Annotated in this window: 29 protein-coding genes and 1 rRNA gene; all 30 read left to right on the top strand. The window is 48.1% G+C overall.

All coding sequences use genetic code 11. The features are described from left to right. Positions 1 to 374 precede the first annotated feature (374 nt). Positions 375 to 782 carry a hypothetical protein gene (locus ASG16_RS01795; protein ID WP_056493428.1) on the top strand — a complete coding sequence of 136 codons (408 nt, stop codon included), beginning with the start codon at positions 375 to 377 and terminating at the stop codon, positions 780 to 782. A 3-nt stretch (positions 783 to 785) separates the two neighbouring features. Then, positions 786 to 938: a hypothetical protein gene (locus tag ASG16_RS30800; RefSeq protein WP_007725191.1), complete on the top strand. Its 153-nt coding sequence runs from the start codon at positions 786 to 788 to the stop codon at positions 936 to 938. After that, positions 938 to 1,354, top strand: a complete 417-nt coding sequence (locus tag ASG16_RS01790) for a hypothetical protein (RefSeq protein ID WP_056493424.1) — start codon at positions 938 to 940, stop codon at positions 1,352 to 1,354. Before ASG16_RS30800 ends, ASG16_RS01790 begins: the two co-directional genes overlap by 1 nt. A gap of 55 nt (positions 1,355 to 1,409) precedes the next feature. Continuing rightward, a complete protein-coding gene (locus ASG16_RS01785; protein WP_056493422.1) occupies positions 1,410 to 1,973 on the top strand; it encodes a hypothetical protein in 564 nt (187 codons plus the stop codon). Between the two features lie 137 nt (positions 1,974 to 2,110). Further along, positions 2,111 to 2,452 (top strand): DUF3870 domain-containing protein, encoded by a 342-nt coding sequence (locus tag ASG16_RS01780; RefSeq protein ID WP_056493478.1) that lies wholly within the window; start codon positions 2,111 to 2,113, stop codon positions 2,450 to 2,452. A gap of 136 nt (positions 2,453 to 2,588) precedes the next feature. Next, positions 2,589 to 3,527, top strand: a complete 939-nt coding sequence (locus ASG16_RS01775) for an ABC transporter permease (RefSeq protein WP_056493419.1) — start codon at positions 2,589 to 2,591, stop codon at positions 3,525 to 3,527. Positions 3,528 to 3,553: 26 nt separating this feature from the next. Beyond that, positions 3,554 to 4,441: an ABC transporter permease gene (locus ASG16_RS01770; RefSeq protein WP_370444391.1), complete on the top strand. Its 888-nt coding sequence runs from the start codon at positions 3,554 to 3,556 to the stop codon at positions 4,439 to 4,441. 5 nt (positions 4,442 to 4,446) lie between these two features. Continuing rightward, positions 4,447 to 5,472, top strand: a complete 1,026-nt coding sequence (locus ASG16_RS01765; RefSeq protein ID WP_048035617.1) for an ABC transporter ATP-binding protein — start codon at positions 4,447 to 4,449, stop codon at positions 5,470 to 5,472. 117 nt (positions 5,473 to 5,589) lie between these two features. Then, positions 5,590 to 7,248 carry a peptide ABC transporter substrate-binding protein gene (locus ASG16_RS01760; RefSeq protein WP_056493413.1) on the top strand — a complete coding sequence of 553 codons (1,659 nt, stop codon included), beginning with the start codon at positions 5,590 to 5,592 and terminating at the stop codon, positions 7,246 to 7,248. 151 nt (positions 7,249 to 7,399) lie between these two features. After that, a complete protein-coding gene (locus ASG16_RS01755; RefSeq protein WP_056493409.1) occupies positions 7,400 to 8,494 on the top strand; it encodes a dipeptide epimerase in 1,095 nt (364 codons plus the stop codon). A gap of 1 nt (position 8,495) precedes the next feature. Further along, positions 8,496 to 9,413: a C40 family peptidase gene (locus ASG16_RS01750; protein ID WP_056493406.1), complete on the top strand. Its 918-nt coding sequence runs from the start codon at positions 8,496 to 8,498 to the stop codon at positions 9,411 to 9,413. A 25-nt stretch (positions 9,414 to 9,438) separates the two neighbouring features. Next, a complete protein-coding gene (locus ASG16_RS01745; protein WP_056493403.1) occupies positions 9,439 to 10,398 on the top strand; it encodes an ABC transporter ATP-binding protein in 960 nt (319 codons plus the stop codon). Between the two features lie 250 nt (positions 10,399 to 10,648). Further along, positions 10,649 to 11,593, top strand: a complete 945-nt coding sequence (locus ASG16_RS01740; protein WP_056493400.1) for a sigma-70 family RNA polymerase sigma factor — start codon at positions 10,649 to 10,651, stop codon at positions 11,591 to 11,593. 188 nt (positions 11,594 to 11,781) lie between these two features. Then, a complete protein-coding gene (hslO, locus tag ASG16_RS01735) occupies positions 11,782 to 12,654 on the top strand; it encodes an Hsp33 family molecular chaperone HslO (RefSeq protein ID WP_056493397.1) in 873 nt (290 codons plus the stop codon). 28 nt (positions 12,655 to 12,682) lie between these two features. Beyond that, the gene (locus tag ASG16_RS01730; protein WP_056493394.1) at positions 12,683 to 13,585 is read left to right on the top strand and encodes a peptidyl-prolyl cis-trans isomerase; all 903 of its coding nucleotides are present in this window, start codon (positions 12,683 to 12,685) and stop codon (positions 13,583 to 13,585) included. A gap of 82 nt (positions 13,586 to 13,667) precedes the next feature. Then, positions 13,668 to 14,600, top strand: coding sequence for a cysteine synthase A (gene cysK, locus ASG16_RS01725; RefSeq protein WP_056493393.1), 933 nt, complete (start codon positions 13,668 to 13,670; stop codon positions 14,598 to 14,600). A gap of 120 nt (positions 14,601 to 14,720) precedes the next feature. Next, positions 14,721 to 16,214 carry an anthranilate synthase component I family protein gene (locus ASG16_RS01720; RefSeq protein WP_056493391.1) on the top strand — a complete coding sequence of 498 codons (1,494 nt, stop codon included), beginning with the start codon at positions 14,721 to 14,723 and terminating at the stop codon, positions 16,212 to 16,214. Between the two features lie 17 nt (positions 16,215 to 16,231). Then, complete coding sequence (gene pabA / locus ASG16_RS01715) at positions 16,232 to 16,816, top strand: aminodeoxychorismate/anthranilate synthase component II (protein ID WP_056493388.1); 585 nt, start codon at positions 16,232 to 16,234, stop codon at positions 16,814 to 16,816. 136 nt (positions 16,817 to 16,952) lie between these two features. Beyond that, positions 16,953 to 18,596 carry a PhoX family protein gene (locus ASG16_RS01710; protein WP_056493385.1) on the top strand — a complete coding sequence of 548 codons (1,644 nt, stop codon included), beginning with the start codon at positions 16,953 to 16,955 and terminating at the stop codon, positions 18,594 to 18,596. A gap of 20 nt (positions 18,597 to 18,616) precedes the next feature. Continuing rightward, positions 18,617 to 18,817 carry a twin-arginine translocase TatA/TatE family subunit gene (gene tatA / locus ASG16_RS01705; RefSeq protein ID WP_017247013.1) on the top strand — a complete coding sequence of 67 codons (201 nt, stop codon included), beginning with the start codon at positions 18,617 to 18,619 and terminating at the stop codon, positions 18,815 to 18,817. Positions 18,818 to 18,886: 69 nt separating this feature from the next. Next, entirely contained in the window at positions 18,887 to 19,615 is a 729-nt protein-coding gene (gene tatC / locus ASG16_RS01700) for a twin-arginine translocase subunit TatC (RefSeq protein WP_056493382.1), read from the top strand. 38 nt (positions 19,616 to 19,653) lie between these two features. Next, positions 19,654 to 20,499, top strand: coding sequence for an aminodeoxychorismate lyase (gene pabC, locus ASG16_RS01695; protein WP_056493378.1), 846 nt, complete (start codon positions 19,654 to 19,656; stop codon positions 20,497 to 20,499). Between the two features lie 52 nt (positions 20,500 to 20,551). After that, positions 20,552 to 21,739, top strand: a complete 1,188-nt coding sequence (folP, locus tag ASG16_RS01690) for a dihydropteroate synthase (protein ID WP_198674177.1) — start codon at positions 20,552 to 20,554, stop codon at positions 21,737 to 21,739. Positions 21,740 to 21,741: 2 nt separating this feature from the next. Further along, a complete protein-coding gene (gene folB, locus ASG16_RS01685; protein ID WP_048035630.1) occupies positions 21,742 to 22,113 on the top strand; it encodes a dihydroneopterin aldolase in 372 nt (123 codons plus the stop codon). Continuing rightward, positions 22,110 to 22,640, top strand: coding sequence for a 2-amino-4-hydroxy-6-hydroxymethyldihydropteridine diphosphokinase (gene folK / locus ASG16_RS01680; RefSeq protein WP_056493376.1), 531 nt, complete (start codon positions 22,110 to 22,112; stop codon positions 22,638 to 22,640). The genes folB and folK overlap by 4 nt, the downstream gene beginning before the upstream one ends. Beyond that, entirely contained in the window at positions 22,592 to 22,801 is a 210-nt protein-coding gene (locus tag ASG16_RS01675) for a helix-turn-helix domain-containing protein (RefSeq protein WP_082196031.1), read from the top strand. The genes folK and ASG16_RS01675 overlap by 49 nt, the downstream gene beginning before the upstream one ends. 71 nt (positions 22,802 to 22,872) lie before the next feature. Further along, entirely contained in the window at positions 22,873 to 23,901 is a 1,029-nt protein-coding gene (gene dusB, locus ASG16_RS01670; protein WP_056493373.1) for a tRNA dihydrouridine synthase DusB, read from the top strand. A 217-nt stretch (positions 23,902 to 24,118) separates the two neighbouring features. Beyond that, positions 24,119 to 24,595, top strand: coding sequence for a transcription elongation factor GreA (gene greA / locus ASG16_RS01665; RefSeq protein WP_047074771.1), 477 nt, complete (start codon positions 24,119 to 24,121; stop codon positions 24,593 to 24,595). A gap of 102 nt (positions 24,596 to 24,697) precedes the next feature. Next, positions 24,698 to 26,218, top strand: a complete 1,521-nt coding sequence (gene lysS, locus ASG16_RS01660) for a lysine--tRNA ligase (protein WP_056493370.1) — start codon at positions 24,698 to 24,700, stop codon at positions 26,216 to 26,218. A 331-nt stretch (positions 26,219 to 26,549) separates the two neighbouring features. Beyond that, a 16S ribosomal RNA gene (locus ASG16_RS01655) occupies positions 26,550 to 26,718 on the top strand; the annotation flags it as partial.

Genomic DNA, 26,718 nt, shown 5'->3' with positions numbered 1-26,718 from the left:
AAATTCGAGATGTCGAAAATGTTTTTTATATTTTTAGCATGTGTCATGGTGTTAGGGATCGGTGTCAGTAGTTATGGTAATGAGTTAAGCCCTGCGGCAAACGATTCTGCCGAGAGCATTAACCAATCTATCACATCGCTGAATTACGATACCCGAAATGAAAACATCAACTTTAGGATGCAAAACGGGACATCCTATACGTCGTCAAAATGATGCTGCACATACACGTTCTTCTCATCATTTCGATTATGGTAGGGAGCTTATGCGCGGTGCTTTGGAATCTCCAGCCAGAGGAGCAGCTTAAACAGACGCAACAAGAAAGGGTATATCGAGCAGCGACAGTCATCTTCCATTAAAGAGGAGCTGGCTAAAAGATGGTGAAAGCAAAGGTCTTTCTTATTTGTCTATTGGTCCTTCTGTTGGTTACTTCTGCATTGGGAGCTTACCACTTGTACGCAATGGAAAGGGCGATTGCCCGTGGAATCTATGCTGACTTATTGGATGATATGCAGGACATCGGGTATTTGGAGCCTACGTTAGCAGATTACTATCTCCTTAAAATGAAAGAACTAGGTTGGGAAGTGACAGGGGATGCGTTTGCTGGGAGCTGGCCTCGAACCGAGAGCGAGCGAGCTCGCAAAGAGCGGCAGGAGGCGATTACCTTGTCGGTTACCATCCAGCCTTCAAAAGTGACCCAATGGCTGCACAAATTTGTGGAGGGGGATACATCCTTTTCCTTTACGGGAAGCCGGCCGTCCGAATACTTTGATCCAGGGTGGTAGTGCATGAATAAAATGATTAGCATTTTGGCTGTAATGGCTATTGTATTGCCTTTGACGGTAGGTTTGCTTCTCACCGGTCCGCAAAATCTCCTTTCGGCATGCACGCAGTTTTTCGGTGATTTGCTCGCTGAAGTAACGCGTTTTGGTACAGGCTAATGGGTCAATTAATCGCTGTGATTCTGAACATTATGGTTATGCTACTCGTTCCATTAGGACTTTTACAGGTACATACGGTTGTTCAGGCCAGAAACGAATTATTGGAAGTGAGCGTGGCTGCTACGAAATACGTCAGCAACCACGGGGGGACGAGTGAAGCCAACTTAGAACAAGAGGTTCGGGCATTGATCGCTCGGGAGCTGAGGGAGAAAAAGTTTTCCGTTCCAGATCAAGACCTGTTTGTCAGTATCACTCGCACTCGTTCACTCGATCCCGTCCTGTGGAGCCACGAAGATGAATTTGTCGTGGAGCTGGCAATCCCATACCCTCGCTTTACTTCATGGATTCCAATGCCGGCTGATTCCTTGCAAGTCCAAAGAATAGGTACCGTTAACATCATGGACTACGATCTGTAAAAGCTCCCGTTAGGAGGCTATCGTTACGGGTATAAACATCTTATCCATTTCTACAATGCTGTTTTTTTTGCTGGTAGGTATGTTTATTGTAGATGCAGACCTCGCCATGCAGAAAAAGACAGAAGTGAAGATACTCCTGGAGTTGTCTAATCATCACGCCACCTTCGCTGTTGATCCTGTATTGAAAACAGAGGGTGTGATTGATCTGCTGGAAGACGAGGCTCTTAAACGTTTTGATGACAGAATGTACGAGAATGGAGGATACCATCGAGAGCAAGCCATGTTCATCCCTCAAGCAGACAGTGTGACCACTGATCCCATTCCTTTCTCACGCTATTATGTGGATTTCCGATCGTGGCGCAATGACCTCCAATTACGCCTACAGTACAATGGGACGACCCTCGTGACAGAGCGGGCAACGAAAGGCCCAGCTCGTCCGGGAGGCGGAATGCTGCAAATTACCGTAGTAACCGAGCGTGGCGAAGTACTACAGCTCGCACCGAAAATAATGGTCGGTCCATCCCATGTCGTAGTTGCCTACATCGACGAGCGACCGTTTCTGCCGATGCTGCCGTCACATTCGTTTCCAGTCGTATCTGTAGAAGAACTGAAAGATTAGTCAGACTTATTTACAAATTGCGAATTCTTCTGGTACTATGTAGGAAAGTGCTTACCCAGCTTGCGATTGTGAGGAAGTCGCTCTCCGAACATCCCGTTTGCCGGTCCGTTAAGCATAGTAAAAGTGGGGTTATGGATTTGTTTGATAAAGATACCATTTATATCGTAGGCGATGCACAATCCTCTTCGAACAATCCGATTACACAGCAATTCAGTGCTTTTTTTATCGGATTGGTTGTCGATACTTCCAACGACAAGATCGTAGATGCGGCCTGTTCCTCCACTGTCCAACTGACGTCTGACTTTGCTCGGTCGATCTTTATCGGTCATTCGATTATGGCGTCGGAGGAAATTGGCGAAGAGATTCGCTATCGGTATTTTGGATCTTCCCAAAAAACATTGATCGCAGCGTTCAAGGACGCGCAAAAGAAGTACAAACAAGCAGTTTCCACGAGAAATAAAGCCACAGTCACCAAATGAATACACCCGCTGCTTTATTTATTCGTATGCACGGCATACACGTAAGTAAAACCCAGCAAATGCCATGATCGCGTGCATTTGCTGGGTTTTTTGCTTATCACGAGAGATCAGTTTTTGATGAAAAGGAGGAGAGTCCTTGCTATCTTTTGTTTTCCGCAGATTTATCTCCATGATCGTGACGTTATGGCTCATCATTACCCTCACCTTTTTCCTGATGCATGCCGTTCCAGGATCTCCTTTTGAAAGAGAAGGAAAGGCATTAGACCCAGCGGTGGAAGCTAACCTCAATGCCTACTACAACCTGGATAAGCCGCTACTGGTCCAATACGGGCTGTACTTACAAAAGCTGGTACAATTTGACCTCGGGCCATCTCTTGCCAACAGCTCGGATACAGTCAACAAAATGATCGCCCGTGGATTCCCCGTTTCTTTTCAACTCGGTCTGATTTCTGTCGTCTTTGCGATTGTCACCGGTATCGCGCTTGGTGTGATCGCCGCGCTACGACATAACCGTCTTATTGATTACCTTGCCATGATTATTGCTGTTATCGGGATATCTGTTCCCAGCTTTGTTGTCGCATCCTTATTAATCAAATATTTGGCGGTCGAATGGAAGTTGTTGCCGACCGCAACATGGGGGACTTGGCAGCATGTGATTATGCCAGCGCTTGCATTGGCGTTTGGTCCGATTGCGATTATTGCTCGTTTGACCCGTACCAACATGCTGGAAGTGTTGACTCAGGAATACATTGAAACCGCTCGAGCAAAAGGGCTGTCTCCGGCGACGATTGTATTGAAGCACGCACTGCGTAATGCGATTTTGCCTGTCGTCACGCTTTTAGGCGCTCTGATTGCCAACGTTTTAACGGGAAGCTTTGTAATCGAAAAAATATTTGCGATTCCTGGCATGGGGAAATATTTCGTCGCTGGCATTAATAACCGTGATTATTCCGTCATTATGGGAACGACAGTTTTCTATAGCGCACTTTTGATTTTTCTGATGTTTGTCGTCGATGTACTATACGGCATCATTGATCCACGAATTAAGCTGCATCGAAAGGAGAGCGAAGGATGATCGTTTCTGATGATTTATTTATCCCGATGCGTAAAGACAACCTCAATGCGGAAGCGATTGTGCGACCTCAATTGACGTTTTGGCAAGAAGCTTGGCTTCGCCTCCGAGGAAACAAGCTGGCCCTGATGGGGTTGGTGGTTATTATCTTGCTTGGGGTTATGGCTACGATTGGACCGATGATCTCTGGTCATGAATACGCCAAACAGTCGATTATTATGAAAAACAAGCCGCCGTCGGAAGTGAACTGGTTCGGAACTGATGATTTTGGCCGCGATGTGTTCACGCGTGTTTGGTATGGTGCGCGTATTTCCCTGTTTGTCGGTTTGACGGCAGCACTTATCGATTTTTTCATTGGTGTCTTGTATGGAGGAATTGCCGGATATTTGGGCGGTCGAATCGATAATATCATGATGCGCTTCGTGGACATTTTGTACGGCCTTCCTTATTTGTTGGTGGTGATTTTGCTAATGGTCGTCATGGGGCCCGGACTTTTAACCATTATTATCGCCTTAAGTGCGACCGGTTGGATCGGGATGGCCCGGACTGTGCGTGGTCAGGTCCTGCAAATGAAAAACTCAGAGTACGTACTGGCAGCAAAAACAATGGGGGCAAAGCCTTTCTACATCATTCGTAAACATCTGCTGCCCAACACAATTGGCATCATCATTGTATATGTCACGTTATCTGTTCCATCTGCGATTTTTTCAGAGGCGTTTCTGAGTTTTCTCGGTCTCGGTATTCAGGCGCCAATGGCTAGCTGGGGAGTGATGGCGAACGATGGACTCCCCACCATTTTGTCCGGTCATTGGTGGCGGCTCTTTTTCCCTGCTTTCCTCATCTCGCTGACGATGCTCGCGTTCAACGTGCTCGGTGATGGCTTGCGCGATGCGTTCGATCCGAAGTCAAGGAGGTAGGCATCATGGATAAAACGGAAAAGCTGCTGGAGGTCAGTGGGCTTCGGGTCACATTCAAGACGCATGGTGGTGAAGTGAACGCTGTCCGGGACGTGAACTTTACCTTGAACAAAGGGGAGACACTGGCGATTGTTGGTGAATCGGGATGTGGGAAAAGCGTGACTGCAAGGAGTATCATGCGCCTGATCCCGGAGCATATCGGAAAAATCGCGGGTGGAAGCATTCATTTTAAAGGGCAGGACCTGGCAAAGCTACCGGAAAAGCAAATGCGCGAGCTGCGTGGGAAAGAAATCTCCATGATCTTTCAAGATGCGATGACGTCGCTCAACCCGACCATCACCATTGGTGAGCAGATAATGGAAGGAATCATTCGCCATCAAAAGGTCGCCAGAAGCGAAGCCAAGCGGCAAGCGATTGAAATTCTCAACTTGGTCGGGATCGCCAATCCAGAAAGTCGTCTCAAGCAGTACCTCCATCAGTTTAGTGGCGGGATGCGCCAACGGATCATGATTGCAATTGCGCTTGTCTGTAAGCCGTCCATTCTGATTGCGGATGAGCCTACGACAGCGTTGGACGTAACGATTCAGGCACAAATCATCGAGCTGTTCAAAAGCATTCAACAAAAGACGGGAGTCTCGATTATTATTATCACGCATGATTTGGGAGTCGTCGCCAAGGTTGCGGATCGGGTCAATGTCATGTATGCCGGAAAAGTGGTAGAGTCCGGACCTGTTCGCGACATTTTTTACAATCCGCAGCATCCGTACACCAAAGGCTTGCTGGCGTCGATGCCTCGTTTGGATGCCGATCGCTCCATTCCGCTCAGCCCAATACCTGGAACACCCCCGGATTTGTTCAGCCCGCCAATTGGCTGTGCATTCGCTGCGCGCTGTGACTACGCGTTAGAAGTATGTCGGAATTACCAGCCAGCGGAGACCCATGTCCATAGCAAACACGCGGTTTCCTGTTGGTTGCAGGACCCGCGGGCGAAGAAGTTGTTGGCGTCGATGCAACCGCCAACGGGGACCTGATTCATAGCTGTCGAGGGCAGTGGTCAAGCCCGGCTTCATTCGTGTAAAAGAGGGTGTCGTCTGACGGCGCTATCCTTTTACGTCATACAAAAACAAAGAAATAAGGGGGACGAAACAGTGAAAAAACTATCAACATTGTTGCTGTCGGCTACGCTGGGTGTGTCTATGCTCATGGCTGGATGTACATCGGCTCAACCAGCTGCACCAAGTGAGCCTGCACCAGGCAACACGGCTCAGCCAAACGCTCCGACGCCGGGCGATCAAGCGGCAAAGCTTCTGTTGCTGAACAATATCAAGGAACCGACGTCATTGGACCCGCCGATTGGCTTCGATGAGCCGTCTTATAACATTTTGAACAACTTGATGGAAGGCTTGACTCGCCTGGACGAAAATCAAAAGCCTCAACCAGCGGCCGCTTCCGAATGGACAGTCTCTGTAGATGGAAAAACCTACACATTTACCCTTCGTGACAACAAATGGTCCAATGGTGAACCAGTAAAGGCTCAGGATTTCGAATTCGCGTGGAAACGCATGCTTGATCCTGCACTGGCATCTCCGGCGGCATCCCTCGCGTACATTATCGAGGGAGCGGAGGCATATAACAGCGGTAAAGGACCGGCGGATGGCGTAAAAGTAAAAGCGGTGGACGACAAAACACTAGAGGTCGTTCTTGCTCAACCAGCATCCTGGACGCTTCTATTGGCATCCAACCCAGCTTTCTTCCCTGTACACAAAGCAACTGTAGAAAAAGATCCGAAATGGGCAGCAGAAGCAGCAAGCTTTGTCGGAAACGGGCCATTCAAGCTGACAGAATGGGCGCATGACAGTGAACTGAAAATAATGAAGAGCGATACGTACTGGGATGCAGCAAACGTAACTCTGCCTGGTGCTGTTTGGAAAATGATTGATGACGAGAATACCGAGTATCAAATGTTTACGAACGAAGAGCTGCACAGAACGACAACTGTTCCTGCGGACATGGCAGACCAATTGTTCAAAGACGGCAAAGTATTCGTGCGTGATGGAGCAGGTACAGAGTTTTATCGTTTCAACGTAACGAAGGAGCCATTTGATAACGCCAATATTCGTAAAGCCTTTAGCTTGGCGATTGACCGTCAAACGCTGGTCGACCTGGTGCTGATGCGTCAGCAAAAACCGGGAACAGGTTTTGTATCTTATGGTTTGCCTGATGCCAACGGTGAAGGACAATTCCGTGAGGTAGGCGGAGAATTGGTGAACTTCAACCCAGATGAAGCGAAGAAGCTCCTGGAGCAAGGAATGAAAGAAAAAGGCTACACAAAGCTGCCAGAGGTTACACTCACGTACCGCAGCGGAACGGCTAACGAAAAAACGGCACAAGCCGCGCAAGAAATGTGGAAGCAGACGCTGGGCGTTGATGTGAAGTTGCAAAAAGTAGAAGGAAAAGTTTTGACGGATATGCAAAAGCAATTGCAGTATCAAATTGCTCGTTCTTCCTGGTTGCCTGACTTCGGTGATGCGATCAACTTCCTTGATATTTTCCAATCGAAGGCAGCAAGCAATCGTACGGGCTGGAGCAATGTGCAATTCGATAAGCTGATCCAAGATGCATACAAGGAGCCAGACGATGCGAAACGTCTGAAGCTACTGCATGATGCAGAAAAAATCTTGTTGGATGAAGCGCCAATCGCACCGCTGTATTTTTACAACACTTCCTTGCTCTCAAGCGACAAAGTGAGTGGTGTACAAAGCTCTTCACTTAGCTACACAGACCTGAGAAAAGCTGTCGTGAAGTAAGAAAAAATGAGTTGGGAGAAGTCATTTCAGGCGGATGGAATGACTCTCCCCCCTTTTTTGCTAGAATTTTTAATAGTGCTATAATTTAGTATGTCTATTAGAAAAAACACAGCTAAAGAAAGCACGAGTGCTGGAGAAGATGGAGGAAAACATGATTATTCAAGCCATCGAAGTAAAACGAATATCTGTTCCATTGAAAAAGCCTTTTAAAACTGCTTTGCGTACGGTGCATAGTCTGGAATCGATTCTGGTGAAAATCACCTGCGACAACGGTATGGTCGGGTGGGGCGAAGCTTCGGCTACCGTCGTCATTACCGGAGACAGCATCGAGAGCATCGAGTCGGCGATTATGAATACGATGAGACCTCAGCTCATCGGCTTGAATTTGCTTGCCTATGAACGAGTTTTCCAAACCTTGCATCAATCCATGGTAGGAAATACGAGTGCGAGGGCAGCGGTAGACATTGCGTTGTATGATCTCATTTCTCAACGCGCAGGAATGCCGTTGTATCAATTCCTGGGTGGCTACCGTGACCAATTGGAGACTGACTATACTGTCAGCGTGAACTCTCCGAAAGAAATGGGCGAGGATGCGGCTGCCTATCTCAAGCAAGGCTTTCACGTACTGAAAATCAAGGTTGGAAAGGACAATATCGAGGATGACATTTTGCGCATCCAGGAAATTCGCAAATCTGTGGGCAATCAGGTGAAGATTCGTCTTGATGCCAACCAGGGATGGAATGTAAAAGAAGCGGTGCAATCCATTCGCAAAATGGAGGACATGGGTCTTGGCATCGAACTCATTGAGCAGCCTGTAAAAGCGCATGATCTGGAAGGGTTGAAGCGGGTAACAGATTCGGTCGATACGCCAATCATGGCTGACGAGAGTGTGTTTTCACCAGCGCAGGCCTTGCAGGTTTTGCAAAACCGTGCGGCTGACATGATTAATATCAAGCTGATGAAGGCTGGCGGCATTTACAAAGCACAATTGATCAACCAATTGGCTGAAGAGTACGGTATTCCATGCATGGTTGGCAGCATGATCGAATCGCGACTGGCTGTATCAGCAGCAGCTCATTTTGCAGCTAGTAAGAAGAACATCACCCGCTTTGATTTTGATGCTCCGTTAATGCTTTTGCACGATGGTATAGAAGGTGGCGTAATGTACGAGGGCCGCTTGATGCGCATGCCAGAAGAGTCTGGGCTCGGTATTCGTTCCGTCAGCTTGTGGGAGGGGGAGAACTAAGATGAAATCTGCCATTGTTTCTGTCTCTGTTGCCACTGTGTGGACCAAGCCGGAGTCGCCGCGTGAAATTGACCAAGTAGCACTGCAATCCCCGGTTGATGCACGAAGCTGGCTCGCTTCCCTTACTGTGGAGGAGAAGCTTGGTTTTTACGACAATAACGCGATTCAAACACAAGCACTGTACGGTACCCGCGTAGAGGTAGTCGAGGAGCAAGGGGAATGGTCACAGATTCTGATTCCTGATCAGACTACGAACAAAAACGCAACAGGCTATCCGGGCTGGATTCCGTCTCGCCAGCTAGCACCGTGGTCAGACGCTTTTGAGGTACAGCAAGGCCAAAAGCTGGCGATGATCACGGCGGCGTTTACCCATCTACATACAGCCGACAAAAAGCCAGACATGGAGCTTGCGTTTTTAACCAAACTGCCGCTGATTGAGGAAACTGCGGATTGGGTAACGGTAGCGACACCGAACGGCACAGCACTTTTGCCAAAAGCAGACGTCCAAATCGTAAAAGCAAACGAGCCCATCGAGCTTTCCGGTAACCGTGGAGAGGCAATCGTAGAAACGGGCAAGCGATTCCTCAACCTGCATTATTTATGGGGCGGCATGTCTTCTTACGGGTATGACTGCTCGGGATTTGCGTACAACATGCACCGATCTGTCGGTCTCCAGATTCCGCGTGATGCATCTGATCAGGCAAAAGCCGGACAGCTCGTGGAAAAAGAAGCTTTGCTTCCGGGCGATCTGCTGTTTTTTGCCCATGAAGAGGGGAAAGGCAGAGTCCATCACGTAGGCATTTACATGGGGAATGGCGAAATGATTCATTCTCCGGATTCGCGAAGTGTCATTGAGATCGTCAAGCTGGATGGCTACAAGCTCGAAAAGGAACATTGCGTCTCCAGACGATACTGGTAAACGGATAACGGGGAGGAGTGGCCAGATGCAACGAAAGAAGCTGGTCCAGGTAAAGAACCTCACAAAAACCTTTACGTTGGGTAAAGGGCTCTCACTGACGGCAGCGGACAATGTTTCCTTCGATATATACGAGGGGGAAACGTTTGGACTGGTAGGGGAATCTGGCTGCGGCAAATCGACTACAGGCCGTACAATTATCGGATTGTATCAACCGACGACAGGTGAGGTCATTTTTGACGGGCAAAACGTCCATCAGGCATCATCTGCTGAGCGGAGCAAGCTGACACGCCATATGCAAATGATTTTTCAGGACCCATATGCTTCTCTGAACCCTCGAATGAATATTGCGGAAATCATTTCGGAGGGCCTGCATCTGAATGGTCTATATAAAGGGAAGGAACGAATGAATCGTGTGATTGAGTTGTTGGAAATGGTTGGTTTGCAAAAAGAGCATGCCAACCGTTTCCCGCACGAGTTTAGTGGTGGTCAGCGACAGCGGATAGGGATTGCGCGGGCGCTTGCCGTCAATCCTACCTTCATCATTGCCGATGAGCCGATTTCCGCACTTGATGTTTCGGTTCAGGCACAGGTCGTTAATTTAATGAAGAAATTACAGCAGGAACAAAAGCTGACGTATTTGTTTATCGCGCATGATTTGGCGATGGTTAAGCACATCAGTGACCGGATTGGCGTCATGTACCTGGGCAATATGGTTGAGATGACTGCCAGTGAAATCCTGTACGATTCACCGAAGCATCCTTACACGCAGGCGTTGTTGTCGGCCATTCCTGTCCCCGACCCTGATTTGGAGAAAAGCCGTGAGCGCACCATTATCGAAGGTGACGTTCCAAGCCCGATCAATCCACCTAGCGGCTGTGTGTTCCGTACGCGCTGTCCGGTAGCCAAAGCTGTATGCGCCGAAAAGAAGCCTATTTGGCAAGAAGTAGACACCAACCACTTCGTCGCCTGTCACTTGTATCAGTAGACTTCCATTTTATCAGAAGATTCGACATTGTCCTTTTGCCATCCTTCGTTAATGGGGATGGCCTTTTCTTCATAAACTTTTAACTCTAACCTATGAAAGGGCTTTCATCAACTGTTTGGAGAGGAGAACTGTTAATATTCTGTTAACTGGCAGGAATCGAACGGGTTTTGTCGAAATACGGATACAGTAAAACATTCCGTGACTCACCTACTTCATCGTGAACTTCATTCCAGAGAAGTGAGGGTTGCATATGACTCTGAGTACCTCCTCGTTCCATTCAACTCCCCGTCGCTGGCGGGAAGTGGAGACACAGTTGGGAATTGTTGTCCCTAGATCACTTCGATCGGACACTTCTGCTCTACTGTTTTTGGAAAGCGTCGCTGCAACACCCATGTTGGACAAAGAAGAAGAGCTTGCTTGCCTGATTCGTTATCAAAGGGATGACGATCTTGAAGCACGTGAAACGATTGTGCGCGCCTATTTACGATACGTAGTTAGTACCGCTTTGCGCCATTTGAAAAGAGGGATGCCGTTCCTGGATTTGATTCAGGAGGGCACCATAGGTTTGTTTACCGCGATTGACAAATTTGATGTGGGACGTGGCGTGCGTCTCTATCATTACTCACACTGGTGGATCTCTCAAGCGATCACCCGTGCCATCAACGACAAAGCAAATTTGATTCGCATTCCTGTCCACATGCATGAGCAGATTCGCCAGTACCAGAAGCAAGTACTACATCTCGTCCATGCTTTGAACCGTACGCCTGATCGGCAGGAGATTGCCGTACTCTTGGATATTCCATTAGAAAAGGTGGAAGCCATTGAACTGGCTTTAATGATGAAGATGGAATCCATCGATGCTGAACTGGATAGTGAGAAATGGCAGGCTTGTCATGAGGATGAGAGCTTGAGCTACGCAGAAATTATGGATGATGGGTTGTCCTCCCTGGATGACTGGATTGAAAAGGTAGATCTTCGCTCGCAAATGCGCGCAGCGTTGGAGCGACTTAGTCCCCGCGCTCAAGAAATAATCTCCATGCGTTATGGTCTCTATGATGATCAAGTGTATACGCTGGAGGAAGTGGGGAAAATGTTCGGACTTACCCGCGAGCGTATTCGCCAAATTGAAGCGACGACGATTGACCGATTGCGAACACAAAAAGCTTCACACGTATTAAAAGATTATTTAACCTAACATAGGATTTGGTTATTTCGGCCCCTCTTCGTGCAGAGGGGTTTTTTCTGTCAGAAATGGTCGAATTCACAAAGTGTCAGACTCACAGTAGGGGAGGCGTAGTCTTTTTCTCCTTGTGGTAAACTGGTAAGATAGCTTCATGATTTTTTCGCTATTTAAAGAGGTAGTTTGAAAAGGAGGATCGCTACATGGGCGATTATATGATAAGAGCAACTGGTTTTAATGGGCATGTTCGTGCATTTGCCGCACGCACGACAGAATCTGTCGAAGATATGCGTCGTCGTCACGACATGTGGAATACAGCAACAGCAGCAGCGGGACGTACGCTGACCATTACCTTGATGATGGGGGCTATGTTAAAAGGAAACGAGAGCCTCCATGTCAAAGTAAAAGGAGGCGGACCAATCGGGCAGATCATGGCGGAAGCAAACGCACATGGTGAAGGAATCGCGTATGTATCCAACCCGCATGTCCACTTTGAGCTAAACGAAAAAGGCAAGCTCGATGTAGCGCGTGCAGTGGGAACAGACGGGTTTGTGTACGTAACGAAAGATCTCGGTCTCAAGGAGCCGTATCAAGGCAGCGCGCCTATCGTCTCTGGTGAGATAGGGGAAGACTTCACGTACTATTTTGTGATGTCCGAGCAAACGCCTTCAGCAGTAGGTGTGGGTGTATTGGTTAATCCTGAAGACCGTTCAGTTTTGGCGGCGGGTGGTTTTATTCTTCAACTGTTGCCGAATACGCCTGAAGAGGTTGTGGCAGCCATTGAAGAGCGCCTGGGACAGCTTCCACAGGTTTCTCGCATGATTGGCGAAGGCTTGACTCCTGAAGAGATTTTGGCCCGCGTATTGGATGAGCCAAAAATCCTGAGCCGCACGGAGATTCAATTTAGCTGCAAATGTTCAGCGGATAAGGTTGTTCAGGCACTGATCAGTATGGGACGCGAAGAAATGGAAGGTCTGATTGAGGAACAGGGCGAAGCAGAAGTACACTGTCATTTCTGTAATGAACGTTACCATTATGACAGATCCGCGTTGGAAGACATCCTGAAAGACATGTAAGCGCGGCGTCAAGTAGGGGAGTGTTGGCATGACCAACGTAAAAGGGTTGTGGGCATTCATTGGGGCGCTTGTATTGTTGCTGCTTGCCGTTACCTGGGCATGGTACCAGGCATCAGGCAAGCTGCAGCCTGCCGCCATCGTAGGGGATAAGACGATTAGCAACGATGAGTATGTAACGGCGCTGAAACAAAAGTTCGGTAAGCAAGTGCTAAACGACATGATTAATCGGGAAGTCGTTTTTCAAGAGGCGAAGCGATCCGGCATCACAGTTGATCCGAAGCAACTGGAGCAAGAGCTTTCCCAGATTCGCGACAGCTACGGCAGTCGGACAGATAGCGAGTTTGAGGCTGCGTTGTTAAAACAAGCGGGGACGACTGTGGAAGCCCTGAAGCAGGAGATTTCTTACCAAATCCTGCTGCAAACCCTGGCAACGAAGGACATGACCATCAAGGATGAAGAAGTACTAAACGTCTACAATAGCCGATCTGACCGTTATACCCGACCAATGCAGATGCGTTTGGGACAAATCGTCGTGGCTTCCCAAAAAGAAGCAGAACAAGTTTTGGCTGATTTAAAAAACGGGGCCGACTTTCAGACGATTGCCAAAGAGCGTTCGATAGATCCGGATACAGCGGTGAACGGTGGCGATGTAGGCTGGGTTTCCATCAAGGATAATCGATTGCCCGACGAGGCGAAGCCCATTGTAGAAAAGCTGGAGAAAGACAAATATAGCGAAGCGATCAAAATAGAAGATCATTTCGTCATTTACCAACTGACAGAGCGTAGGGAAGCCAGTCGACGGACGTTTGAAGAGGTAAAAGATGAGCTGCGTCGAGAAATCGCATTTGCCCAGGTCGAGTCGCTGGATGTTGTGCTGGAGCGATTGCGAAAATCGGTAGGGGTTCAGATTTCTGGGCAAATGCCTCATTGACCAAATAGGCTACCGTTGATATAATTATGTCAATAAATCCTAGCGTTTTACTCGGTTATTTAAAATAGGAGGGGCAGAACATATGCGCGTGGCTAATTCCATTACCGATTTGATTGGATTTACTCCGCTTGTAAAGCTGAATCGTATTGTCACCGAAGATATTGCAGACATTTACTTGAAGCTGGAGTTCTTCAACCCGGGCAGCAGTGTAAAAGACCGAATTGCTTTGTCGATGATTGAGGCAGCAGAGGCAGATGGAAGTCTGAAACCGGGTGATACCATCATTGAACCTACGAGCGGAAATACCGGTATTGGACTCGCGATGGTTGCTGCTGCAAAAGGATATCGTGCTATTCTGGTTATGCCAGAGACGATGAGTATTGAGCGACGCAACCTGTTGCGTGCATATGGTGCGGAGCTGGTTCTCACACCAGGCAGCGAAGGGATGGGCGGAGCGATTCGCAAAGCGGAAGAGCTGGCGAAAGAAGATAGCTCGTATTTCATTCCGCAACAATTTAAAAATCTGGCAAACCCGGCCATTCACCGCGAGACGACTGCCCGTGAGCTGCTGGATCAAGCGAAGGAAATCGGCGGCGTAGATGCGTTTATTTCCGGTATCGGTACAGGCGGAACGATTACAGGTGTAGGGCAGGTTCTTCGTGAACACTATCCGAATGTACAAATCGTGGCTGTTGAGCCTGCTGCTTCGCCAGTATTGTCTGGCGGCAAACCAGGTCCACATAAGATCCAAGGTATCGGTGCTGGCTTTGTTCCAGATATTCTCGATACACAAATTTACGACGAGATCATTAAGGTAGAAAACGAGGACGCTTTTGAAACCGCGCGTCGTGTTGCTCGTCAGGAAGGTATTCTCGGCGGGATTTCTTCTGGAGCAGCGATCCATGCGGCTCTGCAAGTAGCAGCGAAGCTAGGCAAAGGCAAAAAAGTGATCGCTGTCATTCCTTCGAATGGGGAGCGTTATTTGTCCACGCCTCTGTATCAGTTCGAAGATTAATGGTAAAAAGATACTGCAAGACCACGGAGCGCTACGTCGGCGACGTGGTCTTTTCTTTTTGTATCAGGCAACTATATAATGAACGGATAAATAGTGAAAACCGGAGCGTGAAGAGGAAGAATGTTCCCTACCTTTGCTGATTGCCAGACGTATGCCTTATCTTATCCGTTAGTTCCCCTTGCCCTGCGTAAACCGTGGCCTTCGACAATTGATCCGTGGCAGGTACTCACAAAACTACAGCCGTCACTACAACATGCTGTCCTGTTGGAAAGTGGACGAGCTGGGCGGTATACCTTTTTGGCATATGAGCCTATCGCTACGCTGCGCAGTCAGCGAGGAGAAACCACCGTTTCGTACCCAGAAGAAAAAATCGAGAGCATAGAGACTCACAACCCATTGAATGCTTTACGAGAACTGCTCTCTCGTTACCGTACGCCTGCGCTTCCAAGTATGCCAGATTTTGCTGGAGGCGCCGTAGGCTATATCAGCTATGAGATGAACCGCTTTTTTGAGCCTAGCTTGCCACAGATAGCGACTGACGACTTACAGTTGCCAGACCTGTATGTTATGATAATGCAAGACCTTCTTGTCTTTGATCATGAGACCCGAGAGATCATTTGCCTGACGCATTTGAGCGCGGACAATTTGACCGAAGAGAGCTATCGACAAGCAGCACTTCACCTGGAAAAACGCATGGATTCCATTGCTTCATTGACAATGGATCGCGATGAGACAGATTGGGAAGCTTTACGCAAAAGACCGCTTGCCAAGCTAGTGCCAGCGTCAGTATCCTTTGCCAAAGACCAATTCGAGGATGCCGTTCGTCGGGTGCAGGAGTACATCGCCCAGGGGGACGTTTTTCAGGTTAATCTGTCCGTACGGCAAAGCAAGCCGGTGCAGGTGACTGCCCCAGAAGTGTACGATGTGCTTCGCAAGCTGAATCCTTCTCCTTATATGGGCTATCTGAGCTTCCCTGAGTTTCAATTAGTTAGTGCCTCGCCAGAGCTACTTGTAAAGGTAAAAGGCAAGGAAGTGCATACGCGTCCGATTGCCGGTACACGTCCACGTGGATTAACGGACGAGCAAGACGATGAATTGGCACGTGAGCTGATTGATAATGAAAAGGAACGCGCAGAGCATGTCATGCTGGTTGATCTGGAACGCAATGACATGGGCCGTGTCTGTCGCTTTGGCAGTGTGGAGGTCAGCGAATTCATGGTCGTGGAGAAATATTCCCACGTCATGCATATCGTCTCCCACGTCAAAGGAGAGCTGGCAGCAGGCAAGGATGCGCTTGATGCGATCGAAGCGACTTTTCCGGGAGGGACGATCACCGGAGCGCCAAAAGTTCGCACGATGGAAATCATCGAGGAGCTGGAGCCAGTCAAGCGAGGCGTCTATACGGGATCAATCGGCTGGTTTGGCTTCAATGGTGATATCGAGGTCAACATTGCCATCCGCACCATGGTGATCAAGGATGGCGTAGCTCATGTTCAGGCTGGAGCGGGTATCGTGATTGACTCGGTCCCAGAGGCCGAGTATGCCGAGTCATTAAAAAAGGCAGAAGCGTTGTGGAAAGCGCTTGAGTTGAGTGAGCAGAGAACGATGAGTTGAGAGGAGACGAGTGTACGATGATTTTGATGATTGATAACTACGATTCCTTTACCTACAATTTGGTGCAGTATGTGGGAGAGCTTGGGGAAGAGCTGCAAGTGTATCGCAATGACAAGATTACGCTGGAAGAAATCGAACGATTGGCACCGGATTATTTAATGGTGTCTCCAGGACCGTGCACGCCAAATGAAGCGGGGATCAGCATGGATGCGATCCGCCATTTTGCCGGAAAAATTCCGATTTTGGGTGTTTGTTTGGGCCATCAGTCCATTGGACAAGTGTTTGGCGGAAAAGTCATTCGGGCCGAGCGCTTGATGCACGGAAAAACGTCGGAAGTTTTCCATGACGGCAAAACGATCTTTCAGGACATTCCTTCTCCCTTTACGGCTGCACGCTACCATTCCTTGATTATTGAGGAAGCGTCCATTCCGAGTGAGTTGGAAGTAACCGCCCGGACAGCCGAAGGCGAAATTATGGCTGTGCGCCATCGGGAGTACCCAATCGAAGGCGTCCAGTTCCACCCTGAATCGATTATTACCGAGCACGGCAAGCAATTACTGAAGAACTTCCTTACTGCATACGCGCGCCATACGACAGGTTAACACATAGATACGACAGAAAACCGCCTTTTTACGAGGGCGGTTTTTTAATTTACATACTCTTTATATAACATTCATGGTTCCTCGATATACGGCTTGTACAATGAAACCGAAGAAGGCGAAAAAGGAGAGATAGTAAATGGATGTAAATCGTCGACAGTTTTTGACTTATCTCGGTGTAGGGACAGCGGCGTTGGCTTCGGTAGCAACAGGAATTCCTGCCCTGGCAGCTGGTAATACCCTATCAGGAAAAACAGCCGACCATCTGTTTGGTCTCGATACAAAAAAACATAACTTCAATCCGAAATTCAAAGAAATTCATCCGACTACGAAAGACGATGTTGTACTGCCGGACGGCTTCAAATACGATGTAGTGGCTTCCTATGGCGATAAAATCAATGCAGCCGGAGATACCTTCGGGTTCAACAATGACTTCACCTGTTTCCTTCCAATCGAAGGCAAGTCCGATCATGGCCTGTTGTGGGTGAATCACGAATATTTAGGTGAGTTGGAATATTACGTGAATGGCTATGACTATCTGAATGCAGATGCAGATGATAACAAACGTACCCCTGAGCAAATCAAGAAGTACTTGTATGCACTGGGCGGTTCCATTATTGAAATCAAAAAAGAAAATGGAAGCTGGAAGCTTGTTTCTGATTCCGAATATGGCCGTCGGGTGAGCGGACTAACCAAGCATGTGTTGACTGGTCCAGCAGCTTCTATTGCCAAAGAAGTAACCGGAACATTTGCGAACTGCTCTGGTGGCGTGACAATGTGGAATACAATTCTTTCCTGCGAGGAAAACTACATGGACGTCGTCGGTGATTGCAAGCTGCCAGAAGCCGAGCACTATGGCTGGGTTGTTGAGGTAGATCCATTTGATCCGAAATCGACTCCGAAAAAGCATACAGCATTGGGCAGATTCTCCCACGAAAACACGGCAATGGTTCTGGCTCCGTCTGGACAACTGGTCGTTTACATGGGGGATGATGCGAAAGACCAATACGTGTATAAGTATGTATCCAAAGGCAAGTACGATCCGAAGGCAGGGAAAAACAATTCCAAGCTGCTGGAAGATGGTACACTGTACGTTGCCAACTTCGGTAAGGGTAAATGGATTGCGTTGGATTTCGCAACAAACGAAGCACTGAAAAAAGCAGTTGATGCAGATGGCAAACCGATGTTTGCTTCTCAGGCTGACGTGCTTCTCAACTGCCGAGATGCATCCAAAGCAGTAGGGGCTACCCCGATGGATCGCCCAGAAGACCTGGAAGTGCATCCGATTGATGGTTCCGTCTTCATTGCCTTGACCAACAACGACAAGCATGGCAACTTCTACGGACAAATCGTTCGCCTGTTCGAGAATGATAACAACCATGCAGGCTTGGAGTTTACGTTTGAGATTTTTGCAGCAGGTGGACCACAAAGCGGTTTTGCGGCGCCAGACAACATGGCTTTCGACAGCGCGGGTAATCTGTGGATCGTGACAGACATCTCGTCCTCGTCGATGAACAGCGGCATTTATAAATCCTTTGGAAACAATGGTGTGTTTTTCATTCCAACAACAGGTAACGGCAAGGGAGAAGCCGCACAATTCGCCTCTGCACCAGTAGGCGCTGAAATGACAGGTCCTTGGTTCACCCCTGATGAAAAAACACTGTTCCTGGCGGTGCAGCATCCAGGTGAAAACCTGAAGTCGTATGACAAGCCGACCAGCCACTGGCCTAAAGGCGGAAATGCAGTAGCCATGCCGAGCGTGATTGCTATTACAGGTTTCTAGGACAAGGAGTGTAACAGATTATGCTGTCGAGCATCGGTATTCCTGGATTAATTCTGATCCTGATCATTGCTTTGGTGATTTTCGGGCCGAGTAAACTGCCAGAGATCGGTCGTGCTTTTGGACGAACCTTGACCGAATTTAAAACTGCAGCAAAAGATTTGACCAAAGACGATGATGAAAAAGAGAAGGCTCCAGAAGAAGCGTTGAAACGAATCAACTAATCCAGCCGGAGAGAAGGCGGTGCGTACACGTGACGCACTGCCTTTTTCCGCGCATGAGGAGGAGTTCGAGTGAGCAAAGAGATGCCTATACTTGAGCATGTTACAGACCTGCGCCGCAGAATTTTGATTGTGCTGTCCGTTCTTGTTGTCAGTATGGTTATCTGTTTTTTGTTTGTGGATCATATTTATTTGGCGTTAGCGAATCATTCAGGGGAAAAGCTGGCGATTCTTGGGCCGGGTGATATCCTGTCGATCTATGTAAAGCTGGCCGCAGTCGGTGCGCTTGCGATTACAATCCCGGTTGCCGCTTATCAAGTTTGGCGCTTTGTGGTGCCCGCATTGGAAGAAAGAGAGCGAAAAGTGGCGCTCATGTATATCCCGGCTCTATTCCTGCTGTTTATTTTCGGGCTTTCCTTCGCATACTTTGTGCTCTTTCCGATGATGTACAAATTTGTTTTGGGGTTATCCAACGGGAATTTTGAACTGGTCATTACAGCGAACGATTATTTCACCTTTATGCTCAATCTGTGCCTGCCGTTTGGGTTGCTTTTTGAACTGCCGGTTGTCGTTTTGTTTTTGAGCCATTTGGGGATTCTCAACCCGCATCGCTTGGCTAAAATGCGCAAACCCGCCTATTTGGTGCTCGCGATTATCTCGATTACCATTACGCCGCCTGATTTCCTCTCCGATATTATGGTAATTGTGCCACTCATCGTTTTATATGAAATCTCCATTACTATCTCGCGTTTCGTACACGGCAAACGCTCGGAGGAAACGGTGCTTTCTTCGGAAGTGTGATATGATGCTCTCGACTATATTATCGGGAGAGAGCGCAGATGCACGTTTATGTAAACGGAACGATTTGTCCGGCTCATGAGGCTACAGTATCGGTATTGGACCACGGGTTTTTGTACGGTATTGGTTTGTTTGAAACGCTACGTGTATACGACCGCAAGCTATTTCTATGGGATGCTCATTACGCCCGGCTTTGTTCCGGGCTTTTTGCGTTGCAGATTCAACCTGCTTGGACAAGGGAAGAGCTGGCTGCCGCCATCTTGATGACCATCGATGCTAACGAGTTGCGAGATGCTTATGTCCGCTTGAGTATTACGGCGGGCTCAGAAGGAGTGGGCTTGGTAGCAGGGGGGTACGAGCGTCCGTCCTTATTCGTATTTGCCAAACCTGTAGCACCTCTGGCAGTACCTCCTCCGCCAAAACGATTGCAGACATTGGCGTTGGCTAGACAAACAGCAGAGGGCCAGCACCGCTTTAAATCGCACAATTACTTAAACAATGCACTTGCACGCCAAGAACTCGGTGCCCGTCCCGATGTGGAAGGTCTATTTTTAACGCATGATGGCTTCGTGGCGGAAGGAATTGTGAGCAATGTATTCTGGGTCAAGAACGGCAAGTTGTTTACCCCTTCTATAGATACGGGCATTCTTGATGGTGTGACACGGCGACATGTTTTGACGTTGGCACAGCAATTATCGATGCCTGTCGAAGAAGGGCGATATCGCTTGGAAGATCTGCTCAACGCTGATGAAGTCTTTACGACAAATTCCGTGCAAGAAATCGTTCCGATTACCGAAATTGACGGGCAATCCCTCCCTTCGACATATGGTACATATTCGTGCGAACTGCACCGCGCCTACCGTCAGTCTGTAGCGACTAGCGAGTAAATTATGGTATGCTACTATTCAATGTGCGAAGACGGAAAAAGGGAGTTTGATCATGAAATACAATTCATTTCGAATCCATGCTGCGACCTTCGCTGAGATGGTATCGGAGCTTGTCAAAAGGGGAGTTTCTGTTCCGGAAGCCGAACGCATGGCCGAAGCGGGGACGAGCCTAAAGATTCACACGGAAAACATGAGTGTAGCAAAAGCACAGAGTGTGAGAGAGATTATGCACTCTTTTGATGCGGAAGCCATTATTTCAGACCAACCAGGTACTATCGACAAAAAATACGTGCTGTTGCTGGCTTCACACAAGCAGATGGATTTGGCGTTGGATTATATGAAAACCCAAACAGAAGAACTACGAGCGTTGGCGGCAGAGGTACGGGAAGTTTTAGCTATGCCTGCCAAGCTTCGTGCGCGCCGCGAACTGAACTGTGGCCAGTATGTCCTGCCATTGGGAGAGCGAACGCTAGTCATGGGCATTTTGAATGTGACACCTGATTCATTCTCAGATGGCGGTCGCTATGTCGATGTGGAGGCAGCACTGGCACAAGCTCGTGCGATGGTTGAGGCCGGAGCTGACCTGATTGATATCGGGGGAGAATCGACACGTCCGGGGTCAGAAGTAGTCGATGAGGCGACGGAGCTGGACAGAGTGCTGCCAGTCATTCGGATACTTTCGCAGGAATTGTCTGTTCCGTTGTCCATTGACACATACAAAGCGGCGGTTGCAGAACGGGCCATTTTGGAAGGGGCACATATCATTAATGACGTATGGGGAGCGAAGCGTGACCTGCGGATGGCAGAGGTAGCTGCTCGTCTAGATGTGCCCATTATCCTGATGCACAATCGTGAAGACACGGACTATCACGATTTTTTCCCAAACTATATCAAAGACCTGCGTGAGTCAGTACAGATCGCCTTGCAGGCAGGGGTAAAGCAGGAGCGAATCATCCTTGATCCGGGGATCGGGTTTGTAAGGACTGTCGAGCAAAATCTCGAAACGATGCGCAGGCTGGATGATCTGGTAGGTCTGGGCTATCCCGTTCTGCTTGCCACTTCACGCAAGCGGATGATCGGTCATGTTCTCGATTTGCCCGTAGATGAACGTGTCGAAGGTACGGCAGCGACAGTTGCCCTCGGGGCGGCAAAAGGCTGTCATATGGTACGGGTGCATGATGTCAAAGAAATGAAGCGCGTGACGAAGATGATGGATGCGATGCTAAGAGGGGGCATTTAACCTTGGATAAAATCTACTTCAATGGCATGTCTTTTTACGGATATCACGGTGTGTTTGGAGCAGAGGCTGAGCTGGGTCAACGTTTTTATGTCGATCTGGAGCTATCGCTCGATTTATCCAAGGCCGGAGCAAGTGACGATCTTCACGATACAGTCAATTACGCCGATATCTTTACTTGTGTGCAAAAAATTGTCGAGGGTGAACGATTTCATCTGGTAGAAAAACTGACTGCTGTGATAGCAGAACGTCTATTGGGGCAATTCCCCTTGCATGAAGTTAAAGCAAAAGTGACCAAGCCGAATCCGCCGATCAATGGGCATTATGAGTCGGTTGCGATTGAGATGATCCGTAGAAGAGAGGATTTTGCTTCATGACAGTTTGTGCGTATTTGGCGCTAGGCTCCAACCTCGGGGATCGGGCACAAAATTTGCGCCGGGCGATACAGAGATTGAACGAGCAGCCTGGAATTCGCGTGCTTCGTGTCTCCTCTGTTTATGAGACTGAACCATTTGGTAACGTCGAACAAGACGCATTTCTAAATATGGCGATCGCTGTGGAAACAGAACAGAGCCCGGATCAACTGCTAGAGACGGCTTTGTCAGTCGAGCGAGAGCTGGGTCGTGTGCGAACGGTTCGATGGGGACCGCGCACGATTGATATTGACTTACTGTTGTACGGGACATCTCGTGTTTCGCAAGACAATCTCATGATTCCTCATCCCGGGCTGAGCGAGCGTGCTTTTGTACTCGTGCCGCTTCGAGACGTTTGGGAAGGCGGCGTTTTACCTGAGCATAACCAGACCATTGATCATTATCTTTCCTTATTGGTAGAAGATCACAAGGGGGTACGTGAGTGGGGAACAATCAACTGGGAAATCGAATCCGGTCCTTCCGAAAGCTAAAAGGGTATACACAACAGTCACTTTCGGAAAAGATGGGAGTGTCACTGTCGTTTGTTGGATCACTAGAGAGAGGAACTCGTACGCCAACAGAGCCTGTATTACGGAGGATCGCCAGCACTTTACAGGTAGACTATGATGAATTATGTGCTATAAATAAGTGATGTAATGAAGTTTGGATAGGATTGTCCTCTCCAAGACCCCGACTAAGCGGGAATAAGGAGGCGAAAAATAGATGAAAATCGGTAATATCGAATTAAAGAACAACGTCGTTCTCGCTCCAATGGCAGGTGTCTGTAATCCTGCTTTTCGTCTGATTGCCAAGGAGTTCGGTACTGGATTGGTTTGCGCTGAGATGGTAAGCGACAAGGGCATCGTGCATGGAAACAAAAAAACGATGGATATGCTGTTTGTCGACGAACGCGAAAAACCACTAAGTTTGCAGATTTTTGGTGGAGACAAGGAAACCTTGGTGAGTGCGGCGAAATATGTAGACCAGCATACGAATGCGGATATCATTGATATCAACATGGGCTGTCCTGTGCCGAAAATTACGAGCTGCGATGCAGGTGCGCGTCTGTTGCTCGATCCAGATAAAATCTACGAAGTGGTATCTGCTGTGGTCGATGCGGTCGACAAGCCGGTCACCGTGAAGATGAGATTAGGCTGGGACGAAGATCATCTGTACGTCCTGGATAACGCCAAGGCAGTAGAACGTGCAGGCGGCAAAGCGGTTGCTGTTCATGGACGTACCCGCGTACAAATGTACAAAGGGCAAGCGGACTGGGAATGGATCCGTCGCGTGAAGGAAACCGTTTCGATTCCGGTGATTGGTAACGGGGATGTCGCTACTCCTGAGGATGCGAGACGCATGCTGGATACAACGGGCTGTGATGGTGTTATGATTGGACGTGCTGCGCTCGGAAATCCGTGGATGCTGTATCGCACCATTCAATACCTGACGACGGGCGAGCTTGGTCCGGAGCCAAACGCACGTGAAAAGATGAATATTTGTTTATTGCATGCAGAGCGTTTAATCGCGCTGAAGGGTCCAAGAGTGGGAGTCCTTGAGATGCGCAAGCACGCGGCGTATTACTTGAAAGGCTTGAAGGGCTCGACGCACACGAAAAATCTCGTGAATGCGGTTGAGACAGAAGAGGAGCTTCGCAGCGTCCTCATGAACTATGTCGACTGGATTGAAAACTACGCAGATGACAGCGAAGAACCGCTGGAAACAGCTCGTGATGAGGCTGTCAGCTACTAAAATTGGTGGTTCATTCCAGACATTGACAAGGGTTCCTTCATATCCTATAATACTCCGTAATATTGGGAGCCGAGCTGCCAGTCCACACTGGCAGCTTTACCTTTGAACCTCACAGACGATTGCATTCTGCTGTATATTGTATAGAACATCTACATATAATCCTTTGTACTTTACCCAGTATAAATGGAATCATTTTTTAAAACGGGGGAATTGAACCATGTCTGAAAAAGAAGTCATCCTTACACCAGAAGGTTTAACGAAGCTGGAACAAGAGCTTGAAGATTTGAAAACGGTTAAACGTAAGGAAGTAGCTGCTCGTATTAAAGAAGCGATTAGCTTTGGAGATATCAGTGAGAACTCTGAATACGAAGAGGCAAAGAATGAGCAGGCGTTCATCGAAGGCCGCATTCTGACGCTGGAAAAAATGCTGCGCAATGCCCGCATCATCACAAATGAAGATGTAGATACAGGTGTTGTAAGCGTTGGTTCCCGTGTGAAACTGAAAGACCTCGAGTTCGGTGATGTTGTCGATTACACGATTGTAGGTTCTGCTGAATCCGATCCGATGAACAACAAGATTTCCAACGAGTCCCCGGTAGGTCAAGCGCTCCTCGGCAAAGCAAAAGGCGCGATTGTTGACGTAAACGTACCGGCAGGAGTCATTCAGTACGAGATTCTTGATATTAACCTGTAAGCAGTCGATCTATGGCGTACCTTTTGCGAGGTACGCCGTATCGCTATTATAAAAGTCTGTACAAAATTGTTAATGCAGGCATTTTCTAGAGGAGTGAGTGAAATGGCAAACGAGCAAGACCTTCAACAAGAAGAACAGCAACAGGAAGGGCTCCACGAGCTTCTTCAAGTGCGTCACGACAAAATGAATCAATTGCGTGAGTGGGGCTTTGATCCGTTCGGTAAAAAATTCGAGCAAACGCATCACGCTGCAGATATAACGAAAGCTTTTAGTGAAAAGAGCAAGGAAGAGCTGGAAGCGGAAGAGAACGTGGTTACGATTGCAGGCCGCTTGATGGCGAAACGTGGAATGGGTAAGGCGAGCTTTGCTCAATTGCTGGATCGTTCCGGTCAAATTCAAATCTACGTCCGTCAGGATACCGTTGGCGAAGAGTTGAGCAAAGTATTTGATTTGGCTGATATCGGTGACATGATCGGTGTAACTGGTGTTGTTTTCAAAACAAAAACCGGCGAGCTCAGTGTAAAAGCGAAGGAAGTATCCTACCTGACCAAATCACTGCGTCCACTGCCTGAGAAATACCATGGTCTCAAAGATATCGAGACCCGTTACCGTAAGCGTTACGTGGATTTGATTGTGAATCCAGAAGTTCGCGATACCTTCATTACTCGTAGCCGCATTCTTACTTCGATGCGTCGTTATTTGGACAACCTTGGCTATCTGGAAGTAGAAACACCTACACTCCATGCGATTGCCGGTGGTGCATCTGCTCGTCCATTTATCACGCACCACAATGCATTGGATATGCAACTGTATATGCGTATTGCAATTGAGCTGCACTTGAAACGCCTGATTGTCGGTGGTCTGGAAAAGGTGTATGAGATCGGTCGCGTTTACCGCAACGAAGGGATCTCTACTCGTCACAACCCTGAGTTCACCATGATTGAGCTGTACGAAGCATATGCCGACTACCAGGATATCATGAACCTGACTGAAGAAATGGTTGCTCATATTGCACAGGAAGTATTGGGCACTATGAAAATTCAGTACCAAGGCAATGAGATTGACCTGACACCAAAATGGCGTCGTGTACACATGGTAGATTTGATTAAGGAAAATCTCGGCGTCGATTTCTGGAAGGAAATGAGCGACGATGAAGCGCGTGCTTTGGCAAAAGAGCATGGCGTATCCGTTGAGCCTCACCATACGTTCGGACATGTAGTGAATGAATTCTTTGAGCAAAAGCTGGAGCATACGTTGATTCAGCCTACCTTTGTTTACGGTCATCCTGTGGCAATTTCGCCATTGGCGAAGAAAAATGACCAGGATCCGCGATTCACGGATCGTTTTGAGCTGTTTATCGTAGCTCGTGAGCATGCTAATGCATTTACAGAGCTCAATGATCCAATTGACCAGCGTGAACGTTTTGAAGCACAGCTCTTGGAAAAAGAAGCTGGTAACGACGAAGCGCATGATATGGACGACGATTTCATTGAAGCGCTTGAGTACGGTATGCCGCCAACTGGGGGATTAGGAATCGGAATTGACCGTCTGGTAATGCTGTTGACCAACTCTCCTTCTATTCGCGACGTACTGCTGTTCCCACATATGCGTAACCGCGACTAGCCCTTGCAGAATAGAACCATCTGAGAAAAACTCAGGTGGTTTTTATTTTTTACTTGCACTTAAAAAGTTTAAGTGTTATATTAATACCTGTTCTTCTTTTTTACTGAATCAATCACAAAAATGATGTGAAAATAGTTCTTGCTTTTCTTTTGTGGTTTGTGATAGATTAATGAGGTCGCTGAAAAACACGTTGAAAAAACTTGTTGACACGACCTGGACAACCTGATAAGATGAAATGGTTGTTGTGAAAATGCTCTTTGAAAACTGAACAGCGAAAGCGTTAATGAGTCTATCATTAAATGATTTGCCAGCTTTGAACCAGTAACAAACTTTATTGGAGAGTTTGATCCTGGCTCAGGACGAACGCTGGCGGCGTGCCTAATACATGCAAGTCGAGCGAGTCTCTTCGGAGGCTAGCGGCGGACGGGTGAGTAACACGTAGGCAACCTGCCTCTCAGACTGGGATAACAAAGGGAAACTTATGCTAATACCGGATAGGT

The sequence above is a fragment of the Brevibacillus sp. Leaf182 genome, assembly GCF_001423865.2.
Classification (GTDB): domain Bacteria; phylum Bacillota; class Bacilli; order Brevibacillales; family Brevibacillaceae; genus Brevibacillus; species Brevibacillus brevis_C.
This window is presented reverse-complemented; position numbering and strand designations above follow the sequence as displayed.

Coding starts and splice junctions, on each gene's coding strand:
- hslO (WP_056493397.1), top strand. CDS start 11,782: ATGGGCGATTATATGATAAGAGCAACTGGTTTTAATGGGCATGTTCGT.
- ASG16_RS01710 (WP_056493385.1), top strand. CDS start 16,953: ATGGATGTAAATCGTCGACAGTTTTTGACTTATCTCGGTGTAGGGACA.
- lysS (WP_056493370.1), top strand. CDS start 24,698: ATGGCAAACGAGCAAGACCTTCAACAAGAAGAACAGCAACAGGAAGGG.
- ASG16_RS01750 (WP_056493406.1), top strand. CDS start 8,496: ATGAAATCTGCCATTGTTTCTGTCTCTGTTGCCACTGTGTGGACCAAG.
- ASG16_RS01755 (WP_056493409.1), top strand. CDS start 7,400: ATGATTATTCAAGCCATCGAAGTAAAACGAATATCTGTTCCATTGAAA.
- greA (WP_047074771.1), top strand. CDS start 24,119: ATGTCTGAAAAAGAAGTCATCCTTACACCAGAAGGTTTAACGAAGCTG.
- pabC (WP_056493378.1), top strand. CDS start 19,654: ATGCACGTTTATGTAAACGGAACGATTTGTCCGGCTCATGAGGCTACA.
- tatA (WP_017247013.1), top strand. CDS start 18,617: ATGCTGTCGAGCATCGGTATTCCTGGATTAATTCTGATCCTGATCATT.
- ASG16_RS01765 (WP_048035617.1), top strand. CDS start 4,447: ATGGATAAAACGGAAAAGCTGCTGGAGGTCAGTGGGCTTCGGGTCACA.
- pabA (WP_056493388.1), top strand. CDS start 16,232: ATGATTTTGATGATTGATAACTACGATTCCTTTACCTACAATTTGGTG.
- folP (WP_198674177.1), top strand. CDS start 20,552: ATGAAATACAATTCATTTCGAATCCATGCTGCGACCTTCGCTGAGATG.
- ASG16_RS01770 (WP_370444391.1), top strand. CDS start 3,554: ATGCGTAAAGACAACCTCAATGCGGAAGCGATTGTGCGACCTCAATTG.
- ASG16_RS01785 (WP_056493422.1), top strand. CDS start 1,410: ATGCTGTTTTTTTTGCTGGTAGGTATGTTTATTGTAGATGCAGACCTC.
- ASG16_RS01745 (WP_056493403.1), top strand. CDS start 9,439: ATGCAACGAAAGAAGCTGGTCCAGGTAAAGAACCTCACAAAAACCTTT.
- folK (WP_056493376.1), top strand. CDS start 22,110: ATGACAGTTTGTGCGTATTTGGCGCTAGGCTCCAACCTCGGGGATCGG.
- ASG16_RS01790 (WP_056493424.1), top strand. CDS start 938: ATGGGTCAATTAATCGCTGTGATTCTGAACATTATGGTTATGCTACTC.
- dusB (WP_056493373.1), top strand. CDS start 22,873: ATGAAAATCGGTAATATCGAATTAAAGAACAACGTCGTTCTCGCTCCA.
- cysK (WP_056493393.1), top strand. CDS start 13,668: ATGCGCGTGGCTAATTCCATTACCGATTTGATTGGATTTACTCCGCTT.
- ASG16_RS01720 (WP_056493391.1), top strand. CDS start 14,721: ATGTTCCCTACCTTTGCTGATTGCCAGACGTATGCCTTATCTTATCCG.
- ASG16_RS01740 (WP_056493400.1), top strand. CDS start 10,649: ATGACTCTGAGTACCTCCTCGTTCCATTCAACTCCCCGTCGCTGGCGG.
- ASG16_RS01795 (WP_056493428.1), top strand. CDS start 375: ATGGTGAAAGCAAAGGTCTTTCTTATTTGTCTATTGGTCCTTCTGTTG.
- ASG16_RS01730 (WP_056493394.1), top strand. CDS start 12,683: ATGACCAACGTAAAAGGGTTGTGGGCATTCATTGGGGCGCTTGTATTG.
- ASG16_RS30800 (WP_007725191.1), top strand. CDS start 786: ATGAATAAAATGATTAGCATTTTGGCTGTAATGGCTATTGTATTGCCT.